The organism is Pseudomonas sp. PDM22, from assembly GCF_014851965.1.
Lineage (GTDB): Bacteria > Pseudomonadota > Gammaproteobacteria > Pseudomonadales > Pseudomonadaceae > Pseudomonas.
On sequence record NZ_JACVAR010000006.1, the window covers coordinates 81,351 to 94,726 of the forward strand.

Consider the following 13,376-nt stretch of genomic DNA (forward strand, 5'->3'; position numbering starts at 1 on the left):
CGTCGTGATCAGAAGTTCAGGGTCGGGTTGGCGGCGGTCAATTCTGCACCTTGCTGGCCGCTCGGGCCGATCAGTTGTACCTGAATCTTCTGGGTCGCCGGGAAGCGTTTGAACAGCGGCGCGAAATCGAGGGTGGCGAGATCCTGCGGCTGGGCGCAGGTCAGCTGGTAGTGGGCGTCGATGTCGGCGTGCTGGTGACCTTCGTGTTCGTCGTGGTCGCCATCTGCATGTTCGTGGTCATGATCGTGGTCTTCCGCCTTGGGCGCATCGCCGAACAGCGGGCTGGAAAGCTCCACCGACTGCACGCTGCATTTTGCCGAGACGGGCAGGGCGAGCAGTTGCAGCGGCTGCTTGAGCTGGGCCTGCACGGCGGCAACCGTGGCCTTGTCGGCGTCGCTGGTGGCGGTGTGCTCGAAGCCGACGAAGTTCATCGCCGGGCTGTCCATCTCCAGTTCCAGGGTCTTGCCGTCGAGGGCGACGTTGAGCTGGGCGACGCCATGCTCGTGCTTGCCGAGGCTGCCGTGTTCATGTTCGTCGTGGGCCTGGGCGGCGAGGGGCAGCAGGGCGACAGCGAGGAGCAGGGGGCGCATGGGAAACTCCGGTCTGTTGAATGATTTTGTTACGTTATAACAGATTAATTATTAACGCCAGCTTAGCGTTCATTTGGCGCGACGCCTGCACCGTGGGAGCATGCGCGAAAGGCCGCGAGGAGAAGGGCGATGCTGAGAATCAAGGGCACCATCGGCGACTGGCCGGTGGACCTCACCGTGGAGATGGACGACGCCGACTGGGCGCGGCTGGCGCAGAACCTGCCGGCTGCCGCTGTGGCGCCGGTGGCCGCTGCCGTGCCGGCGCCCGCAGCGGGCGCGCCAGTGGATCAGCTGTGGCTGGCCGCGCAGGACCTGCTGCGCCGCAGTGGCAGCAGCGAGGGACCGCAACTGCTGGATGAGCTGGCGGCGCTGGCGGGGAGTTCAGGGGCGGCGAAGGGGCTGCTGGTGCGCCTGCGGCACAGTCCGAAGGTGAAGATCGAGGTGCACGAGGGTGTGCAGGTCTTCAACTGGATCGAGGAGTAGAAGCCTTCGCGGCCTGCTCTGGTAGGGCGAGTAACGCGCCAGCGTTATCCGCCGCGAATTTGATGGCGGATAACCTGTTCCAGGTTATCCGCCCTACGGTTCGGGAGGCCTCTGCGCTGGGGGAAAGCGCTGGCACGGACCGAGCCCATGCCGCCATGAAAAAGGGCGCCTCGCGGCGCCCTGTTTATCAGTACAACACGTTCGCCAGCTTGCGCCGGTAGGCGATCACCAGCGGATGGTCGTTGCCCAGCAGGTCGAACACCTGGACCAGCGTCTTGCGCGGCAGGTCCTCGCCGTAGCTGCGGTTGCGCACGAACAGCTTGAGCAGGGCGTCCAGCGCCGCCTCGTACTGCTGGCGGGCCAGTTGCTGGACGGCCAGTTGGTACGTGGCTTCGTCGTCGTTGGCGTCGGCGGCCAGGCGGGTCTTCAGTGTGGCGGCGTCGGGCAGGTCGGCAGCCTGGCGCAGGAAGGTCAGCTGGGCCTTGGCGGCGGCCAGCGCTTGCTTGTGCTCGTCGCTCTTCACTGCGTCGAGCACGGTCTCGGCTTCACCCAGCTCGCCGCGCTCGGCGAGGCAACGGGCGTAGAGGATCAGCGCGGCGGCGTTGGTGTTGTCTTCGCCCAACAGCACCTTGAGTTGTGCCTCGGCTTCGGCAAAGCGGCCTTCGTTGAAGGCGTTCTGCGCCAGTTCCAGTGGATTGTCGGCGGCCGGAGCGGGTGGCTGTACGTGCTGCTCGAGCATCTGGCGGATCGCCGATTCGGGCTGCGCGCCGGCGAAGCCATCCACCGGCTGGCCGTCCTTGAACAGCACCACGGTGGGCAGGCTGCGGATGCCGAAGCGCATCACGATGTCCTGCTCGACGTCGCAGTTGACCTTGGCCAGCAGCAACTCGCCCTGGTAGGACTCGGTGATCTGCGCCAGCAGCGGCATCAGCGCCTTGCACGGGGCGCACCAGTCGGCCCAGAAGTCCACCAGGACCGGCTTGTGGAAGGAGTTCTCGATGACGACCTGATCGAAGTTGGCGATGCTGGCGTCGAAGATGTAAGGCGTATCGCTCATGGGGAATCTCGAATCGAGTGGGGCGATGAAGGTGGTTGCCACTATAAGTGGGGGCGCTGCCTGACGGAAACAACCCACACGCTGGCGCCGGCATTCCCTGTAGGAGCGCCCCATGGGCGCGATCGCGGGCATGGCCCGCTCCTACAATGGCGCACCCGTCGCGCATTGAGCGTAGGACTGTATCCGAGATGGTTTGCCCCGCCGCGCCGGCGCTACCCGCGGCGCGCGTGATAGAGGCTGACGTGGCGGAATTCGGCCGGCTCGGCCAGGTCCGGCCAGGTGCAGCCGTCGAGAATACCCAGGCGCTGGTACAGCGGATGGCTGAAGTCGCGGACCCGCGAGTCGGCGACCAGGGCCTCGCGGCCACGGCTGAGGAATTCGTCCAGCAGCGGCAGGTTGGCGCGGTCGTAGAGTACGTCGGCGACGATGATCAGGTCGTAGCGGTCTTCCTCCTGGAAGAAGTCCGCCGAATAGCTCAGCTCCACACCGTTCAGCTCGGCGTTGGCGCGGCAGGCGTCCAGCGCCAGTGGGTCGAGGTCGCAGGCCACCACTTCGGCGGCACCGGCCTTGGCCGCGGCGATGGCGGCGATGCCTGAGCCTGCGCCGAAATCCAGTACGCGCTTGCCGCGCACCCACTCGGGTTTCTCGGCCAGCCAGTGCGCCAGCACCAGGCCGCTGGCCCAGCAGAAGCACCAGTAGGGCGGTTCTTCGAGGATGCGCCGGGTTTCGTCGGGGCTGAACTCGCGGTCCATGTTCTGCGCGTCGATCAGCCAGAGGCGGATGTCGGTGCCCGGCAAGGTTTCGGCGGACAGGCGCGCGTCGCCGAGCAGTTCACCGAGGGCTGTCTGCAGGGAAAGCGGTGGCGTCACGGCGCGCGCTCCAGGCGCAGCTCGCCGAGGGCGCGGGTTTCCGGCTGGGTGATGCGCACCGGCGGCAGGCGCCAGGCCAGCTGGCCGGACTGCGAGACGCGGCCATGCAGTTCGACGCGGGCGCCGGCCGGGAAGGATTCCGGGTTGAACACCACGCGGAACGGCAGGGCCTGGCCGGTGGCAATCATCTTCTCGCTGGAGAGCAACTGCTGCGGGCGGTCGCGCTGGTCGATCACCAGCAGCGCCAGTTCCACTTCGCTGCCGGCTGGCAGGAAGCCCTGGGAGCTGCTGAGCTGGCCGCTGAGGGCGCGCATGTTGGCCGGCACGGGCTCGTCCAGCGGGGAAGTCGATTTCTTCGTGACGGCGACTGGCTGGGTGACCGGTGCAGGCTTCTCGCTGGCGCAGGCGGCCAGCAGGACGGTAAGGGACAGGCAGAGCAGGCGGGCGAACATGGCGGGCTCCATCGCAACAGATTCCAGGCGGGCGCCTATATAGCCTAATGCCTGCGGCGTGTCTCGTGGGAGCGGGGTTTCTTCGGCCAGTCGATGCGCTACCATGAGCCTCTTACCTTTCCTGACTGCCCAAGACTCGCCATGCACTGTCCTTTCTGCGGCGCCCACGACACCAAAGTCATCGATTCGCGCCTGGTCGCCGAGGGCGACCAGGTCCGCCGGCGCCGTGAGTGCCTGAACTGCGGCGAGCGTTTCACCACCTTCGAGACCGCCGAGCTGGTCATGCCGCGCCTGATCAAGCAGGACGGCAGCCGCCAGCCCTTCGACGAGGACAAGCTGCGCGCCGGGATGCAGCGTGCGCTGGAGAAGCGTCCGGTGAGCATCGAGCGGCTCGAGGAGGCGATGGCGCACATCAAGCACAAGCTGCGCGCCACCGGCGAGCGCGAGATCAAGTCGCGGGTGCTGGGCGAGCTGGTGATGGCCGAACTGCAGAAGCTCGATGAGGTCGCCTATATCCGCTTCGCCTCGGTGTACCGCCGCTTCCAGGACCTCAACGAGTTCCGCGAGGAAATCGAGCGCCTGGCTCGCGAGCCGTCGAAGGAATGAGCGGCATGGATGAGTTCTGGATGGCCCGCGCCATCGAGCTGGCGCGCAAGGGCTGGTACACGACCCATCCCAACCCGCGCGTCGGCTGTGTCATCGTCCGCGATGGCGAGGTAGTCGGTGAAGGCTGGCACGTGCGCGCCGGCGAGCCCCACGCGGAAGTCCACGCCCTGCGCCAGGCCGGCGACAAGGCCCGTGGCGCCACCGCCTACGTCACCCTGGAGCCCTGCAGCCACTTCGGCCGCACGCCGCCGTGCGCCGATGCGCTGATCGGCGCCGGACTCGCTCGCGTAGTCGCGGCCATGCAGGACCCGAACCCGCAGGTCGCCGGCAGCGGCATGAAGCGCATTGCCGAAGCGGGCATCGAAGTGCGCTCCGGCGTGCTGGAAAACGAAGCCCGCGCGCTGAACCAGGGCTTCCTCAAGCGCATGGAAACCGGCTTGCCGTTCGTCCGCGTGAAGCTGGCGATGAGCCTGGACGGCCGCACCGCCATGGCCAGTGGCGAGAGCCAGTGGATCACCGGCCCAGCCGCGCGCCGCGCCGTGCAGCGCCTGCGCGCGCAAGCCAGCGTGGTGCTGTCTGGTGCCGATACGGTGCTGACCGATGACGCCCGCCTCACCGTGCGCCCGGACGAGCTGGGCCTGGACGCCGAACAGGCTGAATTGGCCTCCCGGCGCCAGCCGCTGCGCGTGCTGATCGACGGCCGCCTGCGCGTGCCGCTGACCGCCACCTTCTTCCAGGCCGGCCCGGCGCTGGTAGTGAGCACCCAGGACGATCCGAACTACGCCGTGGTCGGCCACGAACTGCTGAACCTCGCCGGCCTCGACGGCCAGGTCGACCTGATGGCGCTGCTGGCCGAACTCGGCCGCCGTGGCGTCAACGAGGTGCTGGTGGAAGCCGGTCCGCGCCTGGCTGGAGCCTTCGCCCGCCTCGGGCTGGTGGACGAGTACAGCATCTTCATGGCGCCCAAGCTGCTCGGCTCCTCCGCGCGCCCGCTGCTGGAGCTGCCGCTGGAGCGCATGAGTGAATCCCGCGAGCTGAAGATCGTCGACATCCGCGCAGTGGGAGACGACTGGCTGGTCACGGCCAGACCGCTGTGATGGCGCGCCGGCGCCACTGACTTGGGCTTGCCGCCGGGCGCGGAGCGATCAATAGGAAGCTTCCGACTTGCGCCGGCCTGTGGTAAAACGCCACACGCGGTCGACGCTGTAACGACCGCGATTGACGTTCTCAGGGCGGGGTGCAAGTCCCCACCGGCGGTAATGGCGCGCAATGCGTCTAGCCCGCGAGCGCCTGTCCAGACCGGTTCGCCGGATGGCCAGGGTCAGCAGACCCGGTGTGATTCCGGGGCCGACGGTAATAGTCCGGATGAAGAGAGAACGGGATGAGCCATCGGGGCGTGCCTGCGCGCGTCCGTGAAATCCCTTCGATCGATACGCCCTGTTTTTTAACCAAAACAGGAGTTCGCCACATGCATCATCTTTCCCAGTTGGCTACGCGGCCTTGCCGGCCAGCGGCCTTTGCCGTGCGGGAGGCCTCATGTTCACCGGCATAATCGAATCCATCGGCACCATCGCATCCATCACCCCGAAAGGCGGTGACGTGCGCCTGTACGTGAAGACCGGCAAGCTCGACCTCGCCGACGTCAAGCTCGGCGACAGCATCGCGGTCAACGGCATCTGCCTGACGGCGGTGGAACTGCCCGGCGACGGCTTCTGGGCCGACGTCAGCCGCGAGACCCTCGCGCGCACCGCCTTCGCGCAGCTCAAGATCGGCAGCCGGGTGAACCTGGAAAAAGCCCTGACGCCGACCACCCGCCTGGGCGGCCACCTGGTCAGCGGCCACGTCGACGGCGTCGGCGAGATCGTCAAGCGCGAGGAAAACGCCCGCGCCATCCAGTTCACCGTGCGCGCACCGCGTGAGCTGGCCAAGTACATCGCGCTCAAGGGCTCGATCACCGTGGACGGCACCAGCCTGACGGTGAACGCGGTCAACGGCGCCGAGTTCGAGCTGACCATCGTCCCGCACACCGTGCAGGAGACGATCATGGCGGACTACCGCGGTGGTCGCCTGGTCAACCTCGAAGTCGACCTTTTGGCGCGCTACCTGGAGCGCCTGCTGCTCGGCGACAAGGCGGCGGACCCCGCCGCCGGCGCTGGCGGCATCACCGAAGCATTCCTGGCCGAAAACGGCTTCATGAAACACTGATAAGGCTCTTCCCCGTATGGCACTCAACAGCATTGAAGAACTGCTCGACGACATGCGTCAGGGCAAGATGGTCATCCTCATGGATGACGAGGACCGCGAGAACGAAGGCGACCTGATCATCGCCTCCGAGTGTGTCCGCACCGAAGACATCAACTTCATGGCCCGCTTCGCCCGTGGCCTGATCTGCATGCCGATGACCCGCGAGCGCTGCGAGCGCCTGGGCATCCCGCTGATGGTGCAGCGCAACGGTTCCGGCTTCGGCACCAAGTTCACCGTCTCCATCGAGGCCGCTGAAGGCGTCACCACCGGCATCTCCGCCGCTGACCGCGCCCGCACCGTGCAGGCCGCCGCCGCGAAGAACGCGGTTGCCGCCGACATCGTCAGCCCCGGGCACATCTTCCCGCTGATGTCGCAGCCCGGCGGCGTACTGGCTCGCGCCGGTCACACCGAAGCGGCCTGCGACCTGGCGCGCATGGCCGGTTTCGAGCCGTCCGGCGTGATCTGCGAGATCATGAACGACGACGGCACCATGGCCCGTCGCCCGGAACTGGAAGAGTTCGCCCAGCAGCACGGCATCAAGATCGGCACCATCGCCGACCTGATCCACTACCGCCTGATCCACGAGCGCACCGTCGAGCGCCTCGCCGAGCAGCCGCTGGATACCGAACTGGGCCAGTTCAAGCTGATCACCTACCGCGATTCCGTGGAAGGCGACGTGCACCTGGCGCTGACCCTGGGCAACGTCTGCCCGGAAGAGCCGACCCTGGTGCGTGTGCATAACCCCGACCCGCTGCGCGACCTGCTGATGGTCAACCAGGCGGGCCGCTGGAGCCTGCGCGCGGCCATGGCCAAGGTGGCCGAGGCCGGCACCGGCGTGGTCCTGCTGCTGGGTCACCAGGTCGGCGGCGACGATCTGCTGGCGCATGTCCGCGAGATCACCAATACCCCGGCGCCCGTGCAGAAGCCGACCACCACCTACAGCACCGTGGGTGCCGGTTCGCAGATCCTGCGCGACCTGGGCGTTCGCAAGATGCGCCTGATGTCGGCACCGATGCGCTTCAACGCGATATCCGGTTTCGACCTGGAAGTTGTAGAATACCTGCCCGCTGAATGAACCTCGCCGCCGTGCCCTGGCACGGCGGTGCCGTTCTTCTACCCTATTTGCGGAGCGCCACAGTGACGCTCCGGCTCTTTAACAGTGAGACTTGCCCATGACCCTGAAGACCATCGAAGGTACCTTCATCGCCCCCAAAGGCCGCTTCGCCCTGGTGGTTGGCCGCTTCAACAGCTTCGTGGTGGAAAGCCTGGTGGAAGGCGCTATCGACGCGCTGGTGCGCCACGGCGTCGCCCAGAGCGAAATCACCGTGATCCGTGCTCCGGGCGCCTTCGAAATCCCGCTGGTAGCGCAGAAAGTCGCCCAGCGCGGCGAGTTCGACGCCATCATCGCCCTCGGCGCGGTGATCCGTGGCGGCACCCCGCACTTCGAATACGTTGCTGGTGAGTGCACCAAGGGTCTGGCGCAGGTTTCCCTGCAGTTCGGCGTGCCGGTCGCCTTCGGCGTGCTGACGGTCGACTCCATCGAACAAGCCATCGAGCGCTCCGGCACCAAGGCCGGCAACAAAGGCGCCGAAGCTGCCCTGTCCGCCCTGGAAATGGTGAGCCTGCTGTCGCAGCTGGAGGCCAAGTGAGCACCCAGGACGGCAACAACGCCCCGGCAAAGCCCGCCAAGCCGAACAAGATCGCCATGCGTCGCAAGGCCCGCAGCCTCGCGGTGCAGGCCCTGTACTCCTGGCAGATGGCTGGTCAGCCGCTCAACGAGATCGAGGCGACCTTCCGTACCGACAACGATTTCAGTGATGTCGACGGTGCCTACTTCCACGAGATCCTGCACGGCGTACCGCGCCTGAAGACCGATCTGGACGAGGCGTTCACTCCCTGCCTGGACCGTGCGCTGGAAGAGATCGACCCGGTGGAGCTGGCCATCCTGCGCCTGGCCACCTACGAGCTGCGCAATCGCCTGGACGTGCCGTACAAGGTCGTCATCAACGAAGGTATCGAGCTGGCCAAGACCTTCGGCGCCACCGACGGACACAAGTTCGTCAACGGCGTGCTGGACAAGCTCGCTCCGCGCCTGCGCGCCGCCGAACTGCGTGGCGCCAAGCGCTGAGGCATGGGTGAGTTCGAGCTGATCCGTCGCTACTTCGCCTCGGCCGCCTGTGCGGCCGGCGGCGAGGCAGTGGCATTGGGGATCGGTGACGACTGCGCGCTCCTCGCGCCCAAGGCCGGCGAACAGCTGGCGATCTCCACCGACACCCTGGTCGTCGGCGTGCATTTTCCCGCCGTCTGCGATCCCTTCCTGCTTGGCCAGCGTGCCCTGGCGGTGTCCGCCAGCGACCTGGCGGCCATGGGCGCCGCGCCCATCGGCTTCACCCTTGCCCTGACCCTGCCCGAGGCCGACCCGGCCTGGCTGGAAGGTTTCGCCCGTGGCCTGAACCAGAAGGCGCAGGAATGCGCGCTGGTGCTGATCGGCGGCGACACCACCCGTGGCCCGCTGGCGATGACCGTCACCGTATTCGGCGGGGTGCCCGCCGGGCAGGCGCTGACCCGCGCCGGTGCGCGGCCGGGCGACCTGCTCTGCGTCGGTGGCCCGCTCGGGGAAGCGGGCGGGGCGTTGCCGCTGGTGCTGGGCGAGATGACCGCCGAACCGTCCGTCGCCGAGCCGCTGCTGGCGCGCTACTGGTCTCCGCAGCCGCAGCTGGACTTCGGCCAGGCGCTGCGCGGCAAGGCCACCGCGGCGCTGGATATTTCCGACGGGCTGCTCGCCGACTGCGGACACATCGCCCGCGCCTCTGGCGTGGCGCTCATCGTCGAAGCCGACAAGCTGCCGGAAAGCCCGGCGCTGGAAACCCTGCTGGGCGCCGAGCGCGCGCAGCAGCTCAAGCTGGGCGCCGGTGACGACTACGTGCTCGCCTTCACCCTGCCTGCCGAGCATCTGCCTGCACTTTCGGCGAACTGGCCGGCCCTGCGCGTGGTCGGTAGGGTGGAAGCCGGTTCGGGCGTACGCGTGCTCGATGGCGCTGGTGCCGACATCACGCCGCATCAGGGCGGCTACCTGCATTTCATGGAGTGACCGTGACAGAACACCCCAACCAGGCCCCGGCCCAACCCGTACCCCATTCGGTATGGAGCAATCCCTGGCACTTCCTGGCCTTCGGCTTCGGCTCGGGCACCCTGCCCAAGGCGCCGGGCACCTGGGGTTCGCTGGTTGCGCTACCCTTCATACCACTCTGGCAGATGCTGCCGGACTGGGGTTACTGGCTGATGCTGGGCGTCACCATGCTGTTCGGCTTCTGGCTGTGCGGCAAGGTTGCCGACGACCTGCGCGTGCACGATCACGAAGGCATCGTCTGGGACGAGATGGTCGGCATGTGGATCACCCTCTGGCTGGTGCCGGAAGGCTGGTGGTGGCTGCTGGTCGGGTTCGTGGTGTTCCGCATCGTCGACATTTCCAAGCCCTGGCCGATCAGCTGGATCGACCGCAACGTCCATGGCGGCGTCGGCATCATGCTCGACGATGTGCTGGCCGGCGTTTTTGCCTGGCTGGTGATGCAAGGCCTGACATGGGGTTGGGCCCACTGGCTGATCTGAGGAAGATCGATGCGCCGACTGCTGTGCCTGCTCCTCTGCCTGTGCTGGCTGCCGGCGACTTCCCTGACGTCGGCCCTGGCCTCTGACAAGGCCGCCGAAGCGCCTGCCGGGCTGCCCGCGGAAGTCCGGGTGGTCAGCGAAGTCTGGGTCAACTACAGCCAGGCAGACGGGCGTGGCCTGGCCTGGGATCTGCTGCGGGCCATCTACGAACCCGAAGGTGTGCGCCTGAGCCTGCGCAGCGAGCCCTACGTGCGCTCGGTCGGGCTGGTGCAGCGCGGCGAGGCGGACGCCTGGGTCGGCTCCTACCGCAACGAAATCGATCACATCATCTATCCGCACTGGCCCTATGACGTCGATCCGATCGGCGCACTGGGCCTGAAGACTTCTCCCCAGCCGACCCTGGCCACGCTCGACCGCTACCGCCTGGCGTGGATGCGCGGCTATGCGTTCGACCGCTACCTGGACCACCTCAAGCAGCGCAACGAGCTGCAACGGCGCAGCTCGGCCCTGCCAATGCTCGACGGCCACCGCATCGACTACTTCATCGACGCGCGGCCCGAGCTGGAAGAGATGATCGAGGCCAGGGGCGTTGATGCCAGCGAGTACCACATCACCGATATCGGCACCATTGCGCTGTATCTTGGCTTCGCCAACAACGACCGTGGGCGGGCATTGGCGAAACTCTATGATTCACGCATGCAGGTGCTTTACCGCAGCGGCGAGCTGGAACGCATCTTCGCCCGCTGGCACTGGCCCTACGCCCCGCTGAAACCGCTGCTGCCGCCCAAGGAGTGATCGCCATGCGCCTGTCCGCCCTGATCTGCCTGTCTCTCTGCTCCTTCGCTGCCGTGGCGGCGCCTCAGGTGCAGGTGGTGGGGCTGTTCCCCGGTGCCGCGGTGCTCAGCATCGATGGCCAGCGCAAGCTGGTGAAGGTCGGCCAGACCGGCCCGGAAGGCGTGCAGGTGGTCAGTGCCGACAGCCACAAGGCGGTGCTGCGCGTGGGCGGCGTCGAGCAGACCTATGAGTTGAGTCGCGAGTACAACACGGCCGGCTATGCCACGCCGGCCGCGCACGCCGAGACCAGCATCGCCCGCGGAACCGGCGGCCATTACTGGGTGGCCGGCACGATCAACAACCAGAATGCGCAGTTCCTGGTGGACACCGGCGCGACCTCGATCGCCATGAACGAAGGTCAGGCCCGGCGCCTGGGGCTGGATTACCGCGCCGGCGGTACGCCGATGATGGCCTCCACCGCCAGCGGCACGGCCAAGGGCTGGCGGGTGACGCTCAATAGCGTGAAGCTCGGCGGCGTCGAGGTGCTGGGGGTCGAGGCGGTGGTGCTCGAAGGCGACTTCCCCACCGAAATCCTGCTGGGCATGAGCTACCTCAACCGCGTCGGCTGGCGCGAAGACCAGGGCATGATGTACATCCAGGCCAAGCACTGAGCCCGTAGTCTGCAGTCCCCGTGACTTCTATCAAAAGCATCGATGCTTATCTTGCAGAATTCGCAATGACGGTGCGGCCGGCGCAGCTGTTACAATCCCGGTCCTCCTTCCTTAGATAAATCTTTCAGGAGTTTCCGGTGTCTGTCGTTTTCGTCGCCGCCTCCAAGCTGCCCACCCCCTTCGGCGAATTCACCATGCATGGCTTCCTCGACGAGGAAACCGGCAAGGAACACGTCGCCCTGACCATGGGCAAGCTCGACGACGGCCAGCCGGCGCTGGGGCGTCTGCATTCCGAGTGCCTCACCGGCGATGCGCTGTTCAGCCTGCGTTGCGACTGCGGTTTCCAGCTCGAGGGCGCGCTGTCGGCCATCGCCAAGGAAGGTCGCGGCGTCCTGCTGTACCTGCGCCAGGAAGGCCGTGGCATCGGCCTGCTCAACAAGATCCGCGCCTACGCCCTGCAGGACGAAGGTGCCGATACCGTGGAAGCCAACCTGGCCCTGGGCTTCGGCGCCGACCAGCGTGACTACGCCATGTGCCTGCCGATGCTCAAGCACCTGGGCGTCTGCTCGCTGCGGCTGATGACCAACAACCCGCGCAAGGTGAAGGCGCTGGAAGGCTATGGCCTGACCGTTGCCGAGCGCGTGCCGCTGCAGAAGGGCCTGAACCCGCACAACAAGCGTTACCTGCAGACCAAGGCAGGCAAGCTGGGCCACATGCTGGGCAACATGCATCAGGGCGAAGCCGAGGCCGAGGCATCCGCTTCGTGAATCGCGCCGCTGCCCGGCGCCGGCTGAATCTGCTCTGGTGGTTGCTGCTGGCGCTCGCGCTGGCGCCGCAGCACCTGATGCTGGCGCTGGTGGGCGAAGCGCCTGGGCCGGAGTCGCTGGCCACGCCGGTGTTCGTCGTCGGCCTGCTGTCGATGTTCCTCACCCTGCCGCTGTTCCGCCGCTACAAGCATGCGCTGATTGCCACCGGCAAGGCCCGTGACGGCGCGGATGAACCTGCTGCCTGGCAGGCGCTGGGCACCGCGCAGCGCCGTGGCGCGCTGGTCGGCAGCCTGCCGGCCTGGATCGGCGCCCTGGCGGTGCTGGTCGACCTGCATGGCGTGCCCGTCCTGCTGCTGGGCTTCGCCAGCCTGGTCATCCTCTGGCTGTACCGCCTGCCGCGCCAACTGGCCTGATGCGCCGTTTCCTCTGCCTGCTCCTGCTGCTTGCCGGCCTGCCGGTCGTGGCGGCGGAGCGGGTAGTGAGCCTCGCGCCTTCCCTCACCGACATGGTCCTCGAGCTGGGCGCCGCCGACCGGCTGGTTGGCCTGCTCGATGGCGGGCCGCGCGCGGAATCCCTGAAAGACCTGCCGTCCGTCGGCCGCTACGGCCAGGTCAACCTCGAACAGATTCTTGCCCTGCAGCCTGACCTGCTTCTGGTCTGGCCTGGCGCCGTGCCCGAGGCGCAGCTGCAACGCCTGACGTCCGTGGGCATCCCGGTCTATGTGGCCGATCCGCACCGTCTGGAGGATATCGCCCGGCAGTTCCACGAGCTGGGCGAGCGACTGGGGAGGGCGGAAAAGGGCCGTGAACTGGCGGAAACCTTCGATTCGGGCATGGCGCAGCTGCGGGCGCAGTACCGCCGCGAGCAGCCGCTCAAGGTGTTCTATCAGGTGTGGGATCGCCCGCTCTATACCGTCGGTGGCCAGCAGATCATCAGCGAGGCGCTGGAGGTTTGCGGGGGCCGCAACCTGTTCGCCGATCTGGACCTGCCCGCGCCGCAGGTTGGCTTGGAAGCGGTATTGGCGCGCGATCCCCAGGTGATCCTGGCGGCCAGCGACGACCAGCTGCGCAGCTGGACCGGCATGCAGCAACTCAGCGCCACGCGGCTCAAGCAGCTCTGGGTGGTGCCGGATCGCAACCTGGAGAAACCGAGCTTCGCGATGCTCGACGCGACCGAGAAGCTCTGTCGGTTGCTGGCCGGGGCCAAGGCCAACGACTGAGCGGCCGGGGTTCGCGAGCAAGCTCGCTACGAAAA

General features: G+C 67.1%; 18 protein-coding genes and 1 riboswitch. Of the genes, 14 read left to right on the forward strand and 4 right to left on the reverse strand.

The window, feature by feature from the left end; translation table 11 throughout:
* Positions 1-8 precede the first annotated feature (8 nt).
* Complete coding sequence (locus IB255_RS20990; RefSeq protein WP_081517117.1) at positions 9-590, reverse strand: DUF2796 domain-containing protein; 582 nt, start codon at positions 588-590, stop codon at positions 9-11.
* A 129-nt stretch (positions 591-719) separates the two neighbouring features.
* Between IB255_RS20990 and IB255_RS20995 the strand changes: the two genes are divergently transcribed.
* Complete coding sequence (locus IB255_RS20995; protein ID WP_081517118.1) at positions 720-1,073, forward strand: hypothetical protein; 354 nt, start codon at positions 720-722, stop codon at positions 1,071-1,073.
* Between the two features lie 187 nt (positions 1,074-1,260).
* On the opposite strand, the gene trxA is transcribed toward IB255_RS20995, so the two are convergent.
* The 3 genes from trxA to IB255_RS21010 all read right to left on the reverse strand — a co-directional run bounded on the left by trxA (position 1,261) and on the right by IB255_RS21010 (position 3,463).
* Complete coding sequence (gene trxA / locus IB255_RS21000) at positions 1,261-2,130, reverse strand: thioredoxin (RefSeq protein ID WP_081517119.1); 870 nt, start codon at positions 2,128-2,130, stop codon at positions 1,261-1,263.
* 212 nt (positions 2,131-2,342) lie between these two features.
* Positions 2,343-2,999 (reverse strand): class I SAM-dependent methyltransferase, encoded by a 657-nt coding sequence (locus IB255_RS21005; RefSeq protein ID WP_081517120.1) that lies wholly within the window; start codon positions 2,997-2,999, stop codon positions 2,343-2,345.
* Positions 2,996-3,463: a YbaY family lipoprotein gene (locus tag IB255_RS21010; protein WP_081517121.1), complete on the reverse strand. Its 468-nt coding sequence runs from the start codon at positions 3,461-3,463 to the stop codon at positions 2,996-2,998. Before IB255_RS21010 ends, IB255_RS21005 begins: the two co-directional genes overlap by 4 nt.
* Before the next feature lie 129 nt (positions 3,464-3,592).
* On the opposite strand from IB255_RS21010, the gene nrdR reads away from it, so the two are divergent.
* From nrdR to IB255_RS21075, 13 genes are all read left to right on the forward strand, one after another.
* Positions 3,593-4,057, forward strand: a complete 465-nt coding sequence (gene nrdR / locus IB255_RS21015; RefSeq protein WP_045215192.1) for a transcriptional regulator NrdR — start codon at positions 3,593-3,595, stop codon at positions 4,055-4,057.
* The gene (gene ribD / locus IB255_RS21020; protein ID WP_081517122.1) at positions 4,054-5,154 is read left to right on the forward strand and encodes a bifunctional diaminohydroxyphosphoribosylaminopyrimidine deaminase/5-amino-6-(5-phosphoribosylamino)uracil reductase RibD; all 1,101 of its coding nucleotides are present in this window, start codon (positions 4,054-4,056) and stop codon (positions 5,152-5,154) included. The genes nrdR and ribD overlap by 4 nt, the downstream gene beginning before the upstream one ends.
* 122 nt (positions 5,155-5,276) lie before the next feature.
* A riboswitch (FMN riboswitch) is annotated at positions 5,277-5,439 on the forward strand.
* A 154-nt stretch (positions 5,440-5,593) separates the two neighbouring features.
* Positions 5,594-6,262, forward strand: a complete 669-nt coding sequence (locus tag IB255_RS21025; protein ID WP_081517123.1) for a riboflavin synthase — start codon at positions 5,594-5,596, stop codon at positions 6,260-6,262.
* A 16-nt stretch (positions 6,263-6,278) separates the two neighbouring features.
* Positions 6,279-7,376, forward strand: a complete 1,098-nt coding sequence (gene ribBA, locus IB255_RS21030; protein WP_081517124.1) for a bifunctional 3,4-dihydroxy-2-butanone-4-phosphate synthase/GTP cyclohydrolase II — start codon at positions 6,279-6,281, stop codon at positions 7,374-7,376.
* A 97-nt stretch (positions 7,377-7,473) separates the two neighbouring features.
* Positions 7,474-7,950 carry a 6,7-dimethyl-8-ribityllumazine synthase gene (gene ribE / locus IB255_RS21035; RefSeq protein ID WP_081517125.1) on the forward strand — a complete coding sequence of 159 codons (477 nt, stop codon included), beginning with the start codon at positions 7,474-7,476 and terminating at the stop codon, positions 7,948-7,950.
* Positions 7,947-8,429, forward strand: a complete 483-nt coding sequence (gene nusB, locus IB255_RS21040) for a transcription antitermination factor NusB (RefSeq protein WP_081517126.1) — start codon at positions 7,947-7,949, stop codon at positions 8,427-8,429. Before ribE ends, nusB begins: the two co-directional genes overlap by 4 nt.
* Positions 8,430-8,432: 3 nt before the next feature.
* Positions 8,433-9,392 (forward strand): thiamine-phosphate kinase, encoded by a 960-nt coding sequence (gene thiL, locus IB255_RS21045; RefSeq protein WP_081517127.1) that lies wholly within the window; start codon positions 8,433-8,435, stop codon positions 9,390-9,392.
* Positions 9,393-9,394: 2 nt separating this feature from the next.
* Complete coding sequence (locus tag IB255_RS21050) at positions 9,395-9,910, forward strand: phosphatidylglycerophosphatase A (RefSeq protein ID WP_081517128.1); 516 nt, start codon at positions 9,395-9,397, stop codon at positions 9,908-9,910.
* 9 nt (positions 9,911-9,919) lie between these two features.
* Complete coding sequence (locus IB255_RS21055; protein WP_081517129.1) at positions 9,920-10,705, forward strand: substrate-binding periplasmic protein; 786 nt, start codon at positions 9,920-9,922, stop codon at positions 10,703-10,705.
* A gap of 5 nt (positions 10,706-10,710) precedes the next feature.
* The gene (locus tag IB255_RS21060) at positions 10,711-11,355 is read left to right on the forward strand and encodes a TIGR02281 family clan AA aspartic protease (protein WP_081517130.1); all 645 of its coding nucleotides are present in this window, start codon (positions 10,711-10,713) and stop codon (positions 11,353-11,355) included.
* Between the two features lie 137 nt (positions 11,356-11,492).
* The gene (ribA, locus tag IB255_RS21065; RefSeq protein WP_081517131.1) at positions 11,493-12,122 is read left to right on the forward strand and encodes a GTP cyclohydrolase II; all 630 of its coding nucleotides are present in this window, start codon (positions 11,493-11,495) and stop codon (positions 12,120-12,122) included.
* On the forward strand, positions 12,119-12,535 hold the full coding sequence (locus IB255_RS21070) for an MFS transporter (RefSeq protein WP_081517132.1): 417 nt from the start codon (positions 12,119-12,121) through the stop codon (positions 12,533-12,535). The genes ribA and IB255_RS21070 overlap by 4 nt, the downstream gene beginning before the upstream one ends.
* Complete coding sequence (locus IB255_RS21075) at positions 12,535-13,341, forward strand: cobalamin-binding protein (protein WP_081517133.1); 807 nt, start codon at positions 12,535-12,537, stop codon at positions 13,339-13,341. The genes IB255_RS21070 and IB255_RS21075 overlap by 1 nt, the downstream gene beginning before the upstream one ends.
* The last annotated feature ends 35 nt before the right edge of the window (positions 13,342-13,376 follow it).